At 35.2% G+C, this 19,599-nt stretch carries 11 protein-coding genes; 2 read left to right on the top strand and 9 right to left on the bottom strand.

Translation table 11 applies throughout. The features are described from left to right. Window positions 1–99 precede the first annotated feature (99 nt). The 5 genes from Q0838_RS09535 to Q0838_RS09515 form a co-directional block, all read right to left on the bottom strand. Entirely contained in the window at window positions 100–465 is a 366-nt protein-coding gene (locus tag Q0838_RS09535) for a hypothetical protein (RefSeq protein WP_298954065.1), read from the bottom strand. Between the two features lie 165 nt (window positions 466–630). Continuing rightward, the gene (locus Q0838_RS09530) at window positions 631–1,032 is read right to left on the bottom strand and encodes a polymer-forming cytoskeletal protein (RefSeq protein WP_298954063.1); all 402 of its coding nucleotides are present in this window, start codon (window positions 1,030–1,032) and stop codon (window positions 631–633) included. A gap of 12 nt (window positions 1,033–1,044) precedes the next feature. Beyond that, window positions 1,045–3,651, bottom strand: coding sequence for a hypothetical protein (locus Q0838_RS09525; protein WP_298954060.1), 2,607 nt, complete (start codon window positions 3,649–3,651; stop codon window positions 1,045–1,047). Window positions 3,652–4,063: 412 nt separating this feature from the next. After that, window positions 4,064–4,798: an ABC transporter ATP-binding protein gene (locus Q0838_RS09520; protein WP_298954057.1), complete on the bottom strand. Its 735-nt coding sequence runs from the start codon at window positions 4,796–4,798 to the stop codon at window positions 4,064–4,066. A 74-nt stretch (window positions 4,799–4,872) separates the two neighbouring features. Beyond that, the gene (locus Q0838_RS09515; protein WP_298954055.1) at window positions 4,873–6,348 is read right to left on the bottom strand and encodes a DUF5687 family protein; all 1,476 of its coding nucleotides are present in this window, start codon (window positions 6,346–6,348) and stop codon (window positions 4,873–4,875) included. Window positions 6,349–6,440: 92 nt separating this feature from the next. On the opposite strand from Q0838_RS09515, the gene Q0838_RS09510 reads away from it, so the two are divergent. Continuing rightward, window positions 6,441–7,484, top strand: a complete 1,044-nt coding sequence (locus Q0838_RS09510; RefSeq protein ID WP_298954052.1) for a ferredoxin--NADP reductase — start codon at window positions 6,441–6,443, stop codon at window positions 7,482–7,484. 473 nt (window positions 7,485–7,957) lie between these two features. Here the strand turns inward: Q0838_RS09510 and Q0838_RS09505 are convergent, their stop codons facing one another. From Q0838_RS09505 to Q0838_RS09490, 4 genes are all read right to left on the bottom strand, one after another. Continuing rightward, on the bottom strand, window positions 7,958–8,326 hold the full coding sequence (locus Q0838_RS09505; protein ID WP_298954050.1) for a hypothetical protein: 369 nt from the start codon (window positions 8,324–8,326) through the stop codon (window positions 7,958–7,960). Window positions 8,327–8,380: 54 nt separating this feature from the next. After that, complete coding sequence (locus tag Q0838_RS09500) at window positions 8,381–13,906, bottom strand: MG2 domain-containing protein (protein ID WP_298954047.1); 5,526 nt, start codon at window positions 13,904–13,906, stop codon at window positions 8,381–8,383. Window positions 13,907–14,303: 397 nt separating this feature from the next. Then, the gene (locus tag Q0838_RS09495; protein WP_298954045.1) at window positions 14,304–14,918 is read right to left on the bottom strand and encodes a hypothetical protein; all 615 of its coding nucleotides are present in this window, start codon (window positions 14,916–14,918) and stop codon (window positions 14,304–14,306) included. Between the two features lie 208 nt (window positions 14,919–15,126). Continuing rightward, window positions 15,127–17,271, bottom strand: a complete 2,145-nt coding sequence (locus tag Q0838_RS09490; protein WP_298954042.1) for a TonB-dependent receptor — start codon at window positions 17,269–17,271, stop codon at window positions 15,127–15,129. Between the two features lie 278 nt (window positions 17,272–17,549). On the opposite strand from Q0838_RS09490, the gene Q0838_RS09485 reads away from it, so the two are divergent. After that, complete coding sequence (locus tag Q0838_RS09485) at window positions 17,550–19,412, top strand: M1 family metallopeptidase (protein WP_298954040.1); 1,863 nt, start codon at window positions 17,550–17,552, stop codon at window positions 19,410–19,412. The last annotated feature ends 187 nt before the right edge of the window (window positions 19,413–19,599 follow it).

Here is a 19,599-nt window from a genome sequence, read left to right as displayed (position 1 = left end):
TTTTAATTCGGCTGCAAATGTATGACAAAAAAAGGTGTAAAAACATAGCTTTTAAAAGTTAATTTTTTTGTGTTTTTTAAGAAGGTTTTTAACCGCCAATTAATTCTTATTAAGCCACTTAATAACAATTATAGCTTCCATAAATAAAAAGATAAAGTATGGTACTAGAAAGCCTAGTAATTCTATCTTAGATAATTTAGGATCATCACTCAATAATTCTGGGAATAAAAGAAACACTACACCGAACTTTACAAATACTAAAGCTAAGAATGAAAAACCCAATTTATCAGGTACTAATCCATATACATATTTCAATGAGCTTACTGTTATAAATGTAGCTGCCCCTAGAAACGAATAGGTTTTAATTAAAGATATTGATGGGTTATGTACTATTAATGAATGCGTCCCGTAAAAAACAGCTGTTAATAATAAAAGTGCAAAAAATGTTTTAAGGTAAAAATTCACTGGTTGATTTTATGGTAAATAATAGTAAGAATTTAATATAACACAAAGAAAACGGTAAACAGGTGATAACTGCCACCTCGAGAACTGGCTTTTAAAATCTATCTTATGAGATAATGATTAACTACAGACAGTAATTCAAATCAAATAAATATTAAAAAAGATGGTCTAAGCTGTTTTCCCTTTTTTACCAGCAGCACCAGGTTGCAATGGTGCGTCCATTTTACAACTAGCATTAAAAGTAGCACCAGGCTCTACGGCCAGTTTTTGAGTAGAAACATCTCCTTGAATATTTGCTGTTGATTTTAAACTAAGAAGACCGTTTACCACTAACGTTCCAGAGAACACTCCTTCTACATCTGCATTATTACACTCTAGAGTACCGTCTATCTTACCATCCTTACCTATAACTACTTTACCAGGCGTTTTAAGTGTCCCATTTATGACACCATCGATTCTAAAACCTCCATCACTTACTACATCGCCATTAATTGTTGTTCCATGACCTATTCTATTTTGTGATTTACCTGCTTCCATAGAAGAATTGTTGTTTTTTTTATTGTTAAACATATGATTATTAGATTAAAGCATTTCTTTCTGGTACTTATCTAGATTCTTATAGACTTGAATAATCTTATAATTTTCTGATGCTATAGTAAAGAATGGTTTTCTAATGTTATAATTATTCTCAGGTTTTGCCATAAGGTCACCTAGACCTCTGGCTCCTAATTTAGAGTTTAATCCATGAACTACTACCAGTTTCTCATCCTTATTATATACATCTACAGAGACTCTAAAATTATAATTTTCGTTTTTAATCACCTCTAACAACTTACTCTTTAAATTTTCTATTGCTACGGCGTCTGTAGTATTAAATCTATAAGCTAGCTTAAAGTCGTTTAAATTATTTTCTGGCTGGAAAGCCTCTGCGATTTTAATAGTCTCTGCGGTTGAGGCTAGCTTTTGAGCACTTTTACCTACTTCTGTATTGGGAAAATTTAAGGCCACATAATCCAGACCTTTTTTATATTCTTCAAAACCATACAGTCTCCCAGCTGCAAATGCTTTTAATAGTTCTAAACGTGGTACTATATCATCTCCATTAAAAAGATTTGAATACCTCTCTGCACTAGAAATAACTACTTCATAATTCTCCTTTTCATACTCTTTGTAAAGTCTATTATAAACAGCTAGTGGACTAGCACTGTCATCTAGTTTTGCCTTTGGATTTCTTAAAATCTGGGCATATCGTGTATCTGGATAGTTGGATATGATTTTGCTTTTTAACTGTTCCGCTTTCGCGAAAGCGTCACTACCACTATCTTCTTTATAAATTAAATATAAGTTATAAAGTGCCGGCAATAATAATTTCTCATCAGGATCATGAGTTAATAAGGTGTCAAAACGGTTAATAGCAAGATCATTGCGCTTAAACTTCTCCTTATATATCACTCCTAACTGATAGTAAGCAAAATTTCTAGATTGCGCGATGCTATCTAGCATGATTTTACCTTCTGGCAGTGTGCTTGTGTAAAATTCTGTTTTAAATTCTGGTCTCACTTCTTCTACCTCTGTGATTTGCTCATCTATCACCTCGGTCTCAAGTTCTTCCTTTTTGTTTTTACGTCTCCAGTTATCTTTAAGATCACGTTTACCCCATTTTCTTCTAAAGTCTACCTTACCGCGGGCAACAGTTTGCTGGTTATAAAAATAAAAAGAACTACCGGTGTTTTTTAAACTACCTATCGACGCTCCTGGTGTACCTATGGACGGGCCTATATTACTACGTTTTGTCACTCCTTTACCAGTCTGAAATGCATTCTGATTTTGCGCTTCTTTTGCAGCCTCTACTTCAGCGGCTTGTGCTATGCGCTCTTCTTCGGCCTTCAGGGCGTCTATGTGTTCTTGATAATACTGCGCTTGTTCCTGTGGTGACATGGCTAGCACCTTAAAAATACTATCGGCACTGCGGCGTCTACCTTCATAGAAAATTACATCTTCTAGGTTATTTCTTTTTTTAGTAACTAGTCTGTGTTCTTTTGTACGCTCTACATAATTTACGATAGCACTATCGTAATATTTACCTGCGTTTACAAATTTAGACTCATCAAAACTGATTTTACCCAAAGCAGAGTAATTATTACCTCTTAAATATCTGTCCTGACCATTTTTTGCACGCAAAGATTTGTTATAGTATTTCTTTGCACTTTCTATGCTGCCTTCATTCTCATAATAAATGGCCTTACGTGAATAAATAGCGTCTAGCCATGGTCTATTTTCTCTATTCTCTTCTAGATCTGTTATGGTCTCTAACAGTTCTACTTTAGAATCTTGAGAGTTGTCAAAGTTTTTTATTTTCTCAATGTAAGCGTTTACATAATAACGACGTGGTATCTTGCGATGCATATCGATAATCTCGTCATAATGCACAAATGCACTATCGCGCTGTCCTTGTTTTGCAAAAAGCTGCGCTGTTATGAATTTATATCTAGCCTGTGTTTCTCTATTTTTAGTCTGTCGCTCTGCACGATTCATATAAAGTAACGCACTGTCTACTTGCTCTGTATTTAAGAAAGCTTGAGATAGAGTTGCGTTTGCAATAGCAAGGTCTTCTTCTTCTATATCTTCTTCTTCTCTGAGTAATTTACTCAAATTTTTAATTGCTACTTCATTATTATCTAGCCTCATATGAGTTCTCTCACGCCATACCATGGCCTGAATAAATTGATCACTCTCTGGCATAAATTGTAATATGTAATTAAATGCCTCTAGAGCTGGTATAAAACGCTGGTCATAATACCTAGCCTTACCTAGCAGCATGTAAGCCTCATCCACTTGTGGGTTATATTCTGTTTGATTAATAAGCATGGAGTGCTTTTGCACAGCTTTTACCGCTTTTTCTTCAGCACGTTCAAAGTTAGCATCTGCTGGTTTTTCACCTGGTAAGAATAACTGGTCCTTTAAACTCATACGTTCTACAGGAAGGATATCCCAGTAATTATCTTTATAAGATTGTTCTAGTCCATCGATGCCTGACTGTAAAGCCAGATTACCATTATAAAGAACATTATACTCTGTACCGACAGCATGAAGATTACGACTTATAAAGGAATTCTTTTTTCTACTGCAGCCAGTAATAATAGCTGTGAGTAGAAAGGCGATACAAATATTGTAGAAAAGCTGTTTCAAAAAATAGGTTTTAAACTAACGTCCATAACTCCAAATACCGCGTTGATATTGTGAAAGATGGTAAAAATAAGGATTTTTTGCTTTCTGTCTTGTTCAGATCTTGTATCTAATTAACTTTATAGATAAGTAAATATTAAAACAGGTGGTTAAACGTTTGATTTCAAAATGCGTTTATTCTTCTTTTAAACCGCAATGCTAGGTATCATTTTAGACATCTTAATTACTTTACCATCTTTTGTGAAATACTGTTTTTATAAATCTTAGCTATTTTATTTACTTGTTTATATCCTAAAAGTAGCGAGTAGCTCTATTAAAAAGTATATTAATAAACTGTTGTTAGTGCGTCTATAAGGAGAAAAAATAATCAAAATTAACGACGTATATTTCTAAAATCTTGAATGTAAATTTATAATTATTCTTCTTCTAATAAAAGTGGCGCATGACTCTCAGATATCCCTTTAAAATAACTCTCTAACTCTGCAAACGTTCCTGATGTTTTTACTTTATCCATAACTACTTTTCCTTTTTCTAACAACACAACTCTTTGTGCTACCTCGGTAACATGTTGTAAATCGTGACTAGAGATTAAAACAGTAGTGTTAGCATCTTCAGCAAGTCCTTTAATGATTTTCTTTAATCTTATTTGAGTAGAAGGGTCCAGATTTGCAAACGGTTCATCGAGAATAACCACTTCTGGGTTTCCTATTAAAGCAGCAACTATACCTACTTTCTTTTGGTTTCCTTTAGAAAGATCACGCAAGTATTTTTTCTGCCCCACGGCTTCACCATTAAAAAAATCAGAATAAGAGGCGATTAATGCATCGATATCTGCTTTGTTCTGTCCTCTTAATTCACCTATAAAGTAAAAGTATTCTTCTGGCGTTAAATAACCTATCAAGAAACTTTCATCTACAAATGCACTTGTAAACGGTTTCCAGTCCTCGCTCTCGCTTACTTTAATATCATTACTCAAAATGTAACCAGTGGTAGGTTGAATCAAATCGAGTAGCAAAGAAAATAAGGTCGTTTTTCCCGCACCGTTATTTCCTACTAGTCCTATAGCTTGGCCTTTTTCAATTTTTAGATCTTCTATATGTAGAACAGAAACGCCATTGTATACTTTTGAAAGGTTTGTTATTGAAATCATAATCTAGTTGTATTAAAAGTTGGTTATTATTCCGCTTTCGCGAAAGCGGAATCTAAACAGTCCTCACAGACCAATTAATCCTTTTGAGCATAAGCCGCGATCGTGTCATACTTCTCTGTTTTATAGATGTTTTCTATCCATTTAAAAATTAAATTTCTAAATAGTAATCCTAAAACACCAGTAAGAGCAAGAGCTATAAAACCAGCTGTATCACTAATAGTTAATGCAAATGCATAATAAATAACAACTGGCAATACCATTTTAGGTATGATGAGTAGAAGTGTCTTTGCATTAAATGCTTTACTATCGCCAAAGGCTTTTTTATTACTCATTAAGTCTATAGGTGTTTTTACAAATGCCCCACCTAATAAAACAACAGAAGAGTTAAAACCTATGTTGTAAACTGCTCCTGCAAGAATTGCATACAACCATTCTATACCAAAGTACACATACCACAAACTCAACACCGTACTTACTGCAGTCACTATAACCATGAGCCACCATTTACTGAGCAAGAATTCACGGTAAGGGATGTTTTGTGCCATCATAAGCTTGTAATAACTACTGTCCCATGAAGGTACTAGGCCACCAAAACTAAATAGAAATCCACCGGTGCAAAAAAGAGCTGCAAAAATCATCATTCCTTCCTGACCTATCATTACAAAGTACAACCCATAAAAAATAAATAAAAAGCCCATAATAAAAGTAGTTCTAGCTCTTTTATTACGTTTGATCAATTTGATATCGTTTTTTAGGTACGTAGATATTTTACCAAATCGATCTAAGAAACTTAAATCTTCTACTTTTGCATCTTCAACCTTTTTACTAAATCCTAGATCAAGATACAGTTGCTTTATAAAGTATTTATAGGCGATTTGATATAAACATACCGCCGCGCCGATAGGAATTATAAAACTCCAAATGTTATTATAAAAGAACGCAAAAACTGGCTCTGTATAAATGGTTAAATCAAAGTAACCGTGATACTGTGCAAATCCACAAACTGCAACAAGACCGACCACTGGATAAAATACTTTGTTTGAGTTATTTAAAAATACATTTAAGAAATTTAAAGAAAAAGTTATTCCTAACATGGCCAGATGCCAGCTCATTACAGCTAAAACGTTATAACCTTTAATTAATAAGATTATACTAAAAGGGACAAAGAAAAAAGCTGGTAAAATATTAAAGAAGGAAGTGATGGTTTTACTTATAGAGTATTTTACGATCTCGCCTTTTTTAAAGGGCAAATAAAGCAAGGGCTTAATATTTGCTACAGGCATTTTTTGAATCATGTATCTAAAGAATAAATCTACCACAAACCAGTAAATTAAAAACTTATTTACTACCTGAAAAGGGTTTGTACCGCTAACTAAACCTTTTTCTAACGCTTTTTCTATTAATTCAAAACTAAGAACACCTAAAAATATAAATATGGCTAAAAAATAAATAGCTCCTAGAGCCATTAGGATTTTAATAGCTATGTTCTGTTTAAAAGCAGCACTTCTAAAAAAGCTTTTCCACTCTAGACTGATAAATTGTTTAATCATTTTTGGGTGTGATTTGATTTATAAGTAATCATTTTGTTAAAAATGTTACAGCTCGATTTCCTTTATTACTTTTGCAGCTTTAAATATACCACATGATTTTTCATCATCTTACTATAAAACAAGTTACCAAAGTTACTTCTCAGGCAGTAGAGATTATATTTGATATACCTCAAGGCCTCACAGCAGATTTTAACTACATCTCTGGTCAGTACTTAACGCTCAAAGCTATCATAAATGGAGAAGAAGTACGTCGTGCTTATTCTCTATCCAGCGCACCGCATGAAAACGATTTAAAAGTAGTTATTAAAGCTGTAGAAAAAGGTGTTTTTTCTAACTATGCGATGACATTGCGTGCAGGTGACCAGCTAGAAGTTGCTACACCAGATGGTCTTTTTATTCATGAAAAAAGTGAAACCGCTCAAAATTATTTGATGATAGCAGCAGGTAGTGGTATTACTCCTATTACTTCTATTATTAAAGAAGTACTTACTAACGAGCCAGAAAGTAAAGTAGCCCTTATTTATGGAAATCAGTCGGTAGCACAAACCATTTATTACGAGCAATTTAATGATCTTAAGGATCAATATGGAGATCGTTTTTTCCTTAAATACTGTTTTTCTCGTGAGGAGCGTGATGAGGCTTTATTCGGTCGTGTGAGTAAATCTAACCTCAACTTTTTCTTAAAACAAGAGGTTACCGATCTCACTTTTTCAAAAGCATATCTATGTGGACCAGAAGAAATGATTTCTATGGCGACAGATAATTTGATAGAAAAAGAAGTTCTTACTAAAGAAAACATCAAGTTCGAACTTTTTACTACCCAGGAGAATAAAATAGAAATATCAGAGGACAGTCATCTAACTGAGCTTACCGTAATTCTGGATGATGAGAAACACACACTTACTGTAAAAAGAGACGAGGTTTTACTCGATGCCATGCTTAAAAATGACATCGATGCACCTTACAGCTGTCAGGGCGGTATTTGTAGCTCTTGTATATGCCAGATAGAAGAAGGTAGTGCGCAAATGGCAAAGAATGCGATCTTAACTGATAAGGAAGTTGCAGCTGGACTCTCACTAGCGTGTCAGGCTTATGCAACTAGTGCAAAGGTTGTGGTGAATTTTGATGAAGTGTAATTATAAAAAAATCATACACCAAAACGATATCAAAAAGGGTGAAATTAATTTCACCCTTTTTGATATAATAAAATGGTTCAAATAATAATTCTTGAGTTAGTAGTTTAATTTCTATGCAGTAACTCCTTGAAAAGATAGGAAATGCGGCAAATAGAAAGTCATTATACATTCTAATAACGATTCTTGTAAGTCTTATTTTACATAAATAAACTGACATGATAGCCTACTGGCATTAAATCAGCACGCATAGAGTGCTGTGAAAAATTAGGTTTTACTTATCACTGCTACGCCTGTATTCCTGTAGATAGTACAAGAGCAAACGCAATGTTTCAAAAAATCAGAAAAATGAAGGATAAAACTCTTACGACATATAGACTGTGCTAGGAGAAATACTAGGCATGTCAAATGTGATTAAATTATTTATTCCTGTTTCTTAATTAATTGCCCTGAGCTATGCTCTGGCAGGCTTATTATTATTCAATAATCAACGCTATCTGAAGTTGTCCATCGATCATTAATTCACGATTAAAAACTTTTTTTCCAAATATTTCGGTCATGTTTAGTAGATCTTCGACTTCTCCTCCTAATTCTACATAATATGTTTTAGAATTTGAATCATTCTCATCTACTAGAAAATCATTTACAAACAAATCATATTTGTTCAAAATATCTTCTAAAGGGTATTGATTAGAAGTTTCATCAAATTCTAAATCATAAGAAATAGTTGTTCTATAAGGCGAGCCGTGTTCTTCAGAAAGCTCTTGATAAATATTATGCTCAATCCATTTAATGTGGTCGCTGGTTGCAAACTTCTCACTATGATATAATGATATATTTTTCATTACATTGAATTGCTGCCGCAACTTTTTTCCAAATATTTTTCTGAACATCCACATCTACCTTACCACTTCTATCCAGTGTCCTTTGTTCCTAACTATATAATCTGCATCATACATCGCCTCGCATTGTAAGCCTGGTAGGTAATATTTACCTAAGTAACTGGCATTAATTGTGGTTTTAAACGTGAGTATTTCTTTACCTTTTAAATCAAAGTAATAGCTGACACGATCATCCCTTATGTCTGTGTATTCTATACTGTTGTTAGTTTCTTGTGCTCCATAATCTGTAAATCTAGTATTCACAATTTCCCAACCAGATGGTAAGATTTGAGTAAGTGCTACATCTTCTATTCTAGAACCAGTCGTGTTAGTAATAGTAGTTACGACAGTGATTTCAGTTCCTTGAGCCACCTTACTTACATCTACCGTATCTCCATCTTTATCCATATATGTAACTGTTGCTTTTAAATTACTTTGTGCTGTTTTTTCTGTCCCAACTGGTAATTTACCTGTCATAGCATTGGTAATAAAAATCGTGTTATTACCGGTGTTTTTTACGGTAACGGTTGTTTGATTTTCATCTATATCTAGATTGCGATTTGCGATGCTTTTTATACTAGAAACTGAATTGGTTTTTCCCTTAAAAGTATATTCTATATTAACGCCTTTACCACCTACATGGTTTGCATATTTACTGATCGCAATAAAACTATAAGCTAGTGCTTGCGTGTTATAATAACGGTCAGAATCTAAGTTTCTAGCCATTTCTTCCATAAGTTTTCTGGCACGCTCATCCTTTTTCATTATCGTATAGGTTTCTAGAGCCATTGCACGATTACGTTGTGGAGATCCATAGGTTCTGTAATCGTATTTCTTAGGCTGGAAATCTATGTTACTCTTTGAGAGAAGCTCGTCGGCGGCCTTATTCTGACCTACTAACGCATATGCTGCAGCTAGTCTCAACTTGCTATCGTTAGAAAGGTTTGCGTTTTCGCGTAAGCGGTTCATAGAAGATAAGTCTGGTGCTCCTGCAACTGCTAGTGTATATAGTCTATAGGCCTGGTACAAGTCATTATGATTGTTATAACGCCATTGTTTTGCTACTCTTTTTTGATAAGCAATCCAGTTAGATTTAAACGAAATAGGAACTGTATAACCAGCTTTTTCTGCCTCGATAATAAAGTGCCCTGCATAGGTCGTACCCCAGTCATTTACACTACCACTGCCTGGCCAGTAAGAAAAACCACCGTTTGCTTTCTGGTAATAACCTAATTTATTTATAGCCGCCTTTATATTAGAGCTAATTTCTTTTTGCTGATTATTATTTAAATCAATCACGCTAGAAAGGTGTAGTTGTGGAAATGCTGCGCTAGTAGTTTGCTCTACACAACCATGTGGATAACGTATTAAGTAATTTAATCGTTTACCTATATTCATAGCTGGTAAACTAGAGAACGAGATAGTAGAGGCGTTGCTTCCTTTAGTTCCAAAGGGTTTTACTGCAATAGTAGCTGTTTCTCCTACCTTAAGGATTGCTTTTTCTGAAATCGTGCTGTATGGATTTGGGTTAACCACATCTATTTCTGTCTCATAAGCAGCGGTCTCTCCATTTCCTCTAGCAGAGAGTTTTAACTTTGCAATTCCAGATGCATTTTTAACCTTTACATCAAAATAAGCGATTTGATCTCCAGTTTCTGTAAATTTTAATTGTTTTGTATTTCCGTTTAATAACTCAAAATATGGTGAGTTCTCTAAGGTTACTTTTACGTCTTTTACCTTATCATCCATTGCAAAAATGGTAACCGGTAATTTTACTGTTTCTCCAGGTGACAGCTTTCGCGGAAGCGATGCCAGCATCATTAATGGTTTCTTTACTGGGGTCGCAACCTGGGCACTACCGTAGGCTACACTGCGGTCATTACCAGCCACTACCATCGTGCGTACAGAACCTACATATTGAGGTATGTTAATAGTGTGCGTTTTTTTCTCGCCTGGTTGCAGTGTAAATGGACCTAAGTGAATGACCATAGGTTTAAATCTATTTGCTTTCTTAGCCTTAGAAGCTGCTGCACTACCGTCACCACCTATGGCAAATGCGGCATCTATACGACCACCATAAGCACCGATAACATCGTCAAAGATGTCCCAAGTCTTTACTCCTAGCGCCTCACGTGCAAAGAACGTGTCCCATGCGTTAGGTGTTTTAAAGTTAGTTAGATCTAGTAATCCTTCATCTACAACGGCCAGTGTATAGGTCATTGCTTTGTTATTTTTTTCACTTACAGTAATCTTAGCACTAGTTTTAGGTGCTAGTTCTTTAGGCATCTTAATTTGTGGTTCTAGATGTGTCGCAGCATTTTCTACTAGTAATGGTATGACACCATACATTCTCAATGGAAGATCGTTTGCTGTTTGTGCATGCGGTTGTAGGTAAGTAATGTGAACGTACACGTTAGGAACATATAGATTATTGAGCGGTATACTCACCTCTGTCTGTCTGTCGTTAGTTTCTGCCCATTGTGCGTCTAGAACTTCAGTTCCATTCTCTACGGTGATTAATGCACGACCACCAGAGGTAGATGGGAATGTAATTTTTGCGTTCTCTCCTACTTTATAGGTTTTCTTATCTGAATTAAAAATAAGCATAGATGCCATTTCTGGATCTACTTTACGGCTTTTTCCTGCCCAACCTGGCCAGTCTACATAAATGATTTTACCAGTAGAATGTCCTGATTCTGGATCATAAACACGCACTAAATATCTTCCCCATTCTGGATATTTAAGTGAAAAATTAAAACTTCCTTTACCGCTAGAGTTGGTACTTATCGTGTTGTTATACACTTCTTCTCGGTATTCCTGAGCTTCATATCTGGAAAGACTACCTGACTGAGACTGCCACCACCAGCGCCAGTTAATTTTATACACTTTTACCTCAAGATTTTGAGTCGCCTTAGGGTTACCACTTTGATCTACAGTTACTACATCAAATTTATGATCAGTATCTGTAAGCAACATTCCTCTTTGCTTGTCTCCTGGTGGCACATCGATACCTACATAAGTATCATATGGGGAATAGGTTTTAGTAGTCACATTTGTACTGAAGTCTCCACCGTTTTCATACACCTTAGTAAGGAAACTGGCCTTTAACATTCCTGGAGGTTGAGAATCCATATAAGGTTCAAAAACAAAGCTAGCATTTCCACTTTGATCTAACTGACCAGTAAAAATCTCTGATTCTTGAAGATCAAAATATCTTGATGGATCATCAAAAACATAGCTCTCGTATTTTTTAAAACTTGTGGTAGTTGCATAATACTTTGCGGTGATATTTGCTTGAAGACCTTTGGCAATAGCACCGTGCAACCACATACCGTTTAAAGAACCGTATACATTATCTCCGGACTTAATTATTTCTTGGTCAAAATATAATTTCACCTTTAAACGGTTGGGTTTAATGGTTTCTATTTTAAGGGTTTTATTAAAGGTAACACCACCTACCTCAACTTTTGCATTCCAGTTTCCTGTCGGCGCATTATCATCTGTTTTTAAGTCAAACTGGTAGAAATTATGGAGTCCGTTTTTTTGTACATCACTATGGGTAATTTTACCATTAGGATCTCTTAATTCTAATTTTATAGGATGACCTTTAGGTAATTTATTATGGGCATCGTTAAGTATAAAGTTGAGATAAATGTTATCTCCAGGACGCCACACGCCTCTTTCTGCATAGATGTAACCTTTTATTCCTTTACTTAGTTTTTTACCAGAAGTATCAAATTTGCTTACCGACAGTGCCTGACCGTCGTCTAGTTTTACATACCCATATTGATTGTTATAAGTAACCTGTGCAAAGTATGCTGGTTTATCTAGTCTTATGTCTAGCAGTCCTTCATTATTTGTGCGTGAACTAGCTATCTCCTGTTGTTGAAAGTTATATAATTTTACCTGAGCACCACCTAAAGGTCTGGTAGTAATAATATCATTTACTGCTATTAAATAACTGTTATCACCTCCTTTTTTAACGGTGATACCTAAATCACTTGCAAGGACATTTGTACTAACTGATTTATTTCTATAGAAAGAATGGGTACATGGATCTTCACGATCTCTCCAGTTGTAATCATAATAACCGTACTCGTCATCATAATAGTAATTTTGAGCACTATCCCAACTACTGGCCTCAAAAGAATCGTCGTAATCTATTTTTTCTACTTCTGGCTGATTCTCTGCCGTGTATTCACATTTATAAGCACTGTATGCTAGCTTATATTTAAACTCTACTCTGTAAATAGCTCCAGGATCTGGAGCGATCACCTCACTAAGATCTACAGAATAGGTATTCCATTTATTTATATCATTACCGGTTGCTTTAATATCTATTACTTTACGAGCAACTGGTCTGCCTACATTACGTAGATTACCTGTAGAACCTATATTATTATTTTGTAAAAACTGAAGTACGTTATTATTGAATACTTTATAAACCCACACATCTACTGCATTAAGATTAACAGCTTTAAAATTAATTTTTGAATTTTGGGAAGATGGTAAAATTGTTCCCGATCTTACTAGTTTTACTTCTGGGTTTACTTGTTCAAAAGCAATGAAGCTAGAAAATCCATTTTTAAGTTTATAACCAGCCACGCTAGAAATACCTGTAAAAACCTCAACCTTTTTAGAACCTGTAACCGTTTTTGAAGGATATACCTTCAATTCATTACCACTACTTTCAAATTTCATTTTATCAACACCTTCTATCTGGATCATTCCATCTAGATTTTGTCCCTTTTTTATAGGGTCAGAAAAGTTGATTAAAATGTACTGTACATCTCCATTAACCAGTTCAATATCGGTCACAGAAAAACTGTTTTTACCAGGTAGTGTAATCGTGTTATTACCTTTATCGGCGACGCCTATACTATTTCCATTCCATGAAATTTCTACTTCACCATCTTCTACAGGTCGTTGTATACTATCTATTTTAAATTCAAAATATTTACCGAGTGCCGTTGAGTTAGGAAATTTTACCGCTAGATTTTTACCATTTAATGTTGCAGTAACTAACTTCTTTGCATTTTCTAATTCCATGATATCACTAGAGCGTATAGTCCCATTGATATATTGATAATCGCTTTGATAACTTCCTACAGGGTCTGTACCTATAATAAAGTCTTGAGCAATGGTTTTAAAATTAAAAGTAAACTCCTTTAAATCAGCGGTTACCTCTCTTACTTTATCCAGTTTAAACTTTACCTCGTACTGCGTGTCTTCTTTTAAAGGTTTTTCTGGTAGAAAAGATACCGTCTGTGCATCTAGAACTGTTAATTTACCAGATACGTTAGGGTCCAACTTTAACCAACTATCATCTAGCTCTTTACCAGCAGTCCAACCTTCTACAGGTTCGGTTAATTTGATAACGATAGGTTCTCTAGTAGAAATTACATGATCAGAAACCTGACTGACGTATTCTCTAAATTTGAACAATTCATTTTGTTGTTCTTGGAGTTTTTCTTCGTCAGTTTTTGTGTTACAAGAAGCTAGAATAAGCAACGAAAACAGGAATAGAAGTGCTTTTTTGATCAAAATAGGTTGGTAATTAGTGGTTAGTTGATAATTTCTATAAAATTATAGAAACTAATTGAGGTGCAACTAGATAAAGCACAATAATTTTTAAATATTTAATTTTCTATGTTAATGGATTAATATAAGTAGGATTCGCTTTCGCGAAAGCGGGAATTAATTAACAATTAGAGATTAACGATATCAGATTTTTGATTTTTTTTACTCAACCGCAAACACCCTTTGTCCTGCGGACATTTCCCTCGAGTAAAAGCCTGAATATAGAGCTAAGGCGATAAGATCAAAAAGTACCGTCTCTGAATAACGCTGAGACTAACACTGCCTCTGAAAACTATTTCAAAAGAAAAATGCCAAGAGGAACACTTGGCATTTTAAATAGATTCAATAAATTTTTAGGTACTTACTCACATTCCTTTTTTGCATCTAGTGCACCGCTTTTACCCCAGCTAGGGTTAAAACCAGTTGGCTTTTCATTTTCAAATAATGTGATGGCTTTATCAATCTCACCGCAATATGGTGTGATGTCTTTACCGAAGAATTTTGCACTACCCATTAACCATCGCGCTCTATTACTTATTACTCTAGGGTTTTCTGGAGCTATTTGAATCGCTTTTTCATAAATCGCATTAGTCTCACCAGACAGTTTCATGCCATAAACACGGCTGTCGTATTGAATCCAACAGGTGTTTAACATACCTTGTAAGACCATTATTTCTGGGTTGTTTTCAGATAACAACTCTGCATCATTTATAAATTCTTGCGCCTTGTTCATGGTTAATAAAGTTTGCTCTTTAGGATTATTACCCCAAGAACCATTGATATTACATAGCGCTGCATAGTATGATGGCAACCAGTTTTCTTTTTCGGCTTTTGCGACACGTTCAAATTGTTGTGATGCTGCCTGTAAATCTGTTTGCATTAATTCCAGTCCTTTTTTCATGGCTTTTTCATATCCAGATTGTGCGGTAAGAGTTAATGTGAAAAACAAAATTAAAGTAGTAGCTATAGTTCTCATAATAAATAATTTACTTGATTTATGATACAATGATAATGGTGATCTCGCTTTCGCGAAAGCGAAACAAACCCAACTGTAAAAACTAGTATCTGAATTGTTGTTTTGACAATTTTATTCCACCGCAAACACCCTTTACCTATCGGCATTTCCCTCGAGGGAAAATAAGAATTGGGTGTTTGTGATTTGTAAATACTGATTTCGTTAATTCTTACAGATTATCCAACTGATTATCGCTGCCGCCTATGGTCCAAAAGAAACCTACAAAGAAGAAACGGTCTGCTGCCTGGCCTATCGTACGACGGTTAAACTGTCCTTGAACATCTGGTGTGTCGCTGTATTGATAACCAAAAACGTTATCTCTACCCAACACATTTGAAACTGAGAAGTATAAAATCTTTTGTTGATCAATAAGGTAGGCCCAATTAAAATTTAGGCTTTGGAACGAGCTGGTTTTATCGTTTAAGAAACCTGTCTTATTTGCATTAGTAAATGGACGGCCGCTGGAATAATTAAAGGTGGCTCCTATTTGAGATTGTAGGTCTTCTATCCAGTATTTAGTCACCAGGCTGAAGTTATGGTCTGTAGCAAAACTAGGTGTCGCCTCTACAGGGTAATTACGGAACTGTCGTTGCGTATCTAAATAAGAGTAACTTACCCAATAATCTAGATTTTTAATAGATTTCTCATCTCTCCAGAATAGATCTAATCCAGCGGCATAACCGTCACCATCGTTACTTAAATAGCTATCAAATTGTACACGAGTCGTGTCGTATGTTAATAGCTGATCGTATTTTTTATAATAAGCTTCTGCTCTAAACATGCGATCGTTCTTTTTATAAAGGAAGTTTGCGATATAATGTTGGGCGTTTTCTGGTTGGAGTTCTTTGTCATATTGCTGCACATTATTTTGAGCAGATTGATAAAAATTACCATATGCTAGTGAGAATTGTGAAGATGGATTGATACTTACCGCAGCGCTTAATCTTGGTGACACTTTAAATTGATCGCTGGCTCCATAATAATCGCCACGCAAACCTGCTTTAAAGGCGAGATCTTTAGAAACAAAAACCTCAGCCTCTGTAAAAGCACCGGTTATTCCATGATTAATACCGGTTTCAAAAGTGTCGTTTTCCATTAACACATCTTCCTTATAATTAATAAGAAACTGTTCTACACCCATGTTGATTTTAAAGTAATTATTGTATCGTTTTTGCAATTTAAATTTAGCATGCAGTGCATTTTCTACAGCATCTATTTTTGTGGTTTCTATGGTCATGTTATTATTATCATGTGCTAGACTTAAACTTGTTTCTATATTCCAACTATCTGATAAATAACCGTTATAATTTAAATTACCATAATAATTTCTATTTCTTAATCCAAAATAGAAGCCTTCTTCTACATCTACATCTTCTTGAATCAATGCTAGATCACTATAGGAATATGCACTGTATGCTTTAAAAAGTCCTTTATCAAATTGATGTCTAAAAACAGCTTCGGCATTGAGAGACTGATAGGGTTTTTCAAATTGATTATTCTGGGGAACCAACTCATTATACGGAGCTAGGTTAATGTATTGCGCATTTAAACTAATGCTGTTTTTACCCCAAATTTTTGTGTTGCCCAAATTAGCTCCTAAGCTCATGATTCCTATTTCGGTTTTTTCTTCTTTGGGCACATCGTTTGTATTTAAGAGTAATACACTAGAAAGCGCGTCCCCATACTCTGCGCTATAACCACCGGTAGAAAATGAAATACCGTCAAATAAGAACGGTGAGAAACGACCACGTGTAGGAATGTTACCAGTAGTAGGTGTAAAGGGTCTGAAAACACGAGCTCCATCGATAAAAATTTGAGTTTCTTCTGCACTACCACCACGTACAAAAAGGCGGCCGTCGTCTGCATTATTAGATGTTCCTGGTAGGGTCTGTAATGCACCTACAAAATCGCCCACCGCACCAGCCGTAGTAACTATATCTAACGGTTTTAAAACACTGGCCTTAGAACTATCTCCTGCACTGAAACTTCCTGCGCTTAGGACTACGGTGTTTAATGCGTTTAAGCTTTCGCGAAAGCGTAATTTTAAACCCACCATATCTACTATAAGAGATTCTAACCTATAATCTTCATAACCTATATAGCTGGCAATTAATATTCCTGTTGAAGTTTCTTCTGTAGAAAATGAGAATTTTCCATCCATGTCTGTAGTAGTACCGTCATAAGTTCCTTCTAGGTAAACATTTACACCCATAACAGGTTGTTTTTCTTCATCTAATACAATACCTGAAATGGTGGTTTGCGCAAAAGTAAAAGAGGTAATCAAAAGAAAAATAATCGAGAAAAGCGTTTTCATATCTTGTGGTTTGATAAAACAAACTTGCGACCGATCAAGGCTTTTTAAAATTAAGGATGACTGAATTGTAGAATTTTGAGAATGGGTTGTAAAAAGGAAGTTGAAGTAAACACGTCATTGTTCTAGATAGCAGCACTGCTTCAATCTATCATGAAAATGAAACTATGTATTTTACAACAGAGCAATCAAATCAAAAATATGCTGTCGTTAATCATTTCTAAACTTCAAATTCGTGTTGAATTAGGTTATCCTTATCTTAGCAGCAATAAAATTATCTCATGAAAAAAATAGCTTTGATTCTTACAGCTGCTATCGCACTAGCAGGTTGTAGTTCTTCTAAAAATGTAGCCTCTAGTCAGGACCGTGGTTCTGGTACCTACTGGCAGCAACATGTTAATTATGACATGGATGTAAATATGGATGTAGATCGTTATCAGTATACTGGTAAGCAAAAACTGGTTTATACCAACAATTCTCCAGAGACACTAGATCGTGTGTATTATCATTTATTTTTTAACGCTTTCCAGCCAGGTAGTGAGATGGACGTACGTTCTCGCACTATTGCAGACCCTGATAGAAGAGTAGGTTCTCGTATAGCAGCATTAGAACCTAATGAAATAGGTTATCTACATGTAAGCAATATGACACAAGATGGTAAGGCTGTAATTGCAGACGAAGAAGGAACTGTACTAGTTGTAAAACTAGCAAAGTCTCTTGCTCCAGGTGAATCTACTACACTAGAATTAGATTTTAATGGCCAGGTTCCTGTACAAGTAAGAAGAAGTGGACGAAATAATAAAGAAGGTGTTGCACTTTCTATGACGCAATGGTATCCTAAAATGGCCGAATTTGATAAATACGGCTGGAATACCAGTCCTTATATAGGTCGTGAATTTCATGGTGTTTGGGGAGATTTTGATGTAGAACTTACTATCGATAAAGATTATACCGTAGGTGGCACAGGTTACTTACAAAACCCTAAAGAAATAGGTCATGGTTATGACAAGGCAAATTCTGGTCCTGGTAGAAGTAAGGATGGAAAATTAACATGGCATTTTAAAGCACCACAAGTACATGACTTTGCATGGGGAGCAGATAAAGATTTTATCCACGATATTTATAAAGGAGCAAATGGTGTAGATCTTCACTTTTTCTATAAGGATAATGAGGCAATCAAAGAAAATTGGAAAAAATTACAACCAAAGACCAATGAGTTTTTAAAGTATTTTAATGAACATATAGGTGATTATCCTTATAAGCAATACTCTGTTATTCAAGGTGGTGATGGTGGTATGGAGTATGCGATGTGTACTTTGATCACTGGTGAGCGCTCTTTTGGCAGTCTTGCTGGTGTTACAGCGCATGAATTTGCTCACTCATGGTTCAACCATATTCTTGCAACTAACGAGTCTAAAGACGAGTGGATGGACGAAGGTTTTACTACTTACATTTCTAACTATGCAATGAATGCTGTTTTTAATGAAGGTAAAGAAAATCCTAACTCTGGTTCTTATAGAGGTTATATAGGTCTTGCAAATTCTGGTAAAGAGCAACCTCAAACCACACATGCAGATCGCTACGAGTACAACGGTGCTTATGGAACCAGTGCTTATTCTAAAGGCGCTGTTTTTATGGCACAATTAGGTTACATAGTAGGTGATGATGTTAGAGATCAAATCATCAAAGAATATTACAATACATGGAAATTTAAGCACCCAGATCCCAACGATTTTAAAAGAGTTGCAGAGCGTGTAAGCGGTTTTGACCTAGAATGGTACTTAAGAGACTGGACTATGACTACAAATACTATCGATTACTCTGTAGAAAATAGGAAGACACTAGATGGTGTAGATGTCATTACTCTTAAAAGAAATGGGTTAATGCCTATGCCACTAGATGTAGAGGTAACTATGAATGACGGTAGTACAAAAATGTATTACATACCATTATCTGAGATGCGTGGTGAGAAAAAAGTAACTAGAAATGTAACTACTGTTGCAGACTGGGCTTGGGCTTATCCTACATATGAGTTAGTACTTAATGGTATCAATATGAGTAACGTAAAAAGCGTTACTATAGATCCTAAAGGCATGATGGCCGATGTGAATAAAGAAAATAACACTTGGCAATTAGAAGAATAGATTTCAGTTAACAGTCGCAGTTTTCAATAGGCAGTCTTTTTAAAGGCTGCCTATTTTGTTTTCTATTATTCTAAACACTCGCGGTATGCGCATCTTTTAAGGTAGGGTAGTTATACCAATTTAGTTCTTAAATGCCGCATAAAAAGCTTTTAGATAATGATGATTTCCTGTGATTGATTTTATAGTT

The organism is uncultured Nonlabens sp. (assembly GCF_947495285.1).
Taxonomy (GTDB): Bacteria; Bacteroidota; Bacteroidia; order Flavobacteriales; family Flavobacteriaceae; genus Nonlabens.
Note: the sequence above shows the minus strand (reverse complement) of the source record. Positions and strands in the feature narration are given on the sequence as shown.

Coding starts and splice junctions, on each gene's coding strand:
- Q0838_RS09530 (WP_298954063.1), bottom strand. CDS start 1,032: ATGTTTAACAATAAAAAAAACAACAATTCTTCTATGGAAGCAGGTAAA.
- Q0838_RS09520 (WP_298954057.1), bottom strand. CDS start 4,798: ATGATTTCAATAACAAACCTTTCAAAAGTATACAATGGCGTTTCTGTT.
- Q0838_RS09515 (WP_298954055.1), bottom strand. CDS start 6,348: ATGATTAAACAATTTATCAGTCTAGAGTGGAAAAGCTTTTTTAGAAGT.
- Q0838_RS09510 (WP_298954052.1), top strand. CDS start 6,441: ATGATTTTTCATCATCTTACTATAAAACAAGTTACCAAAGTTACTTCT.
- Q0838_RS09505 (WP_298954050.1), bottom strand. CDS start 8,326: ATGAAAAATATATCATTATATCATAGTGAGAAGTTTGCAACCAGCGAC.
- Q0838_RS09495 (WP_298954045.1), bottom strand. CDS start 14,918: ATGAGAACTATAGCTACTACTTTAATTTTGTTTTTCACATTAACTCTT.
- Q0838_RS09490 (WP_298954042.1), bottom strand. CDS start 17,271: ATGAAAACGCTTTTCTCGATTATTTTTCTTTTGATTACCTCTTTTACT.
- Q0838_RS09485 (WP_298954040.1), top strand. CDS start 17,550: ATGAAAAAAATAGCTTTGATTCTTACAGCTGCTATCGCACTAGCAGGT.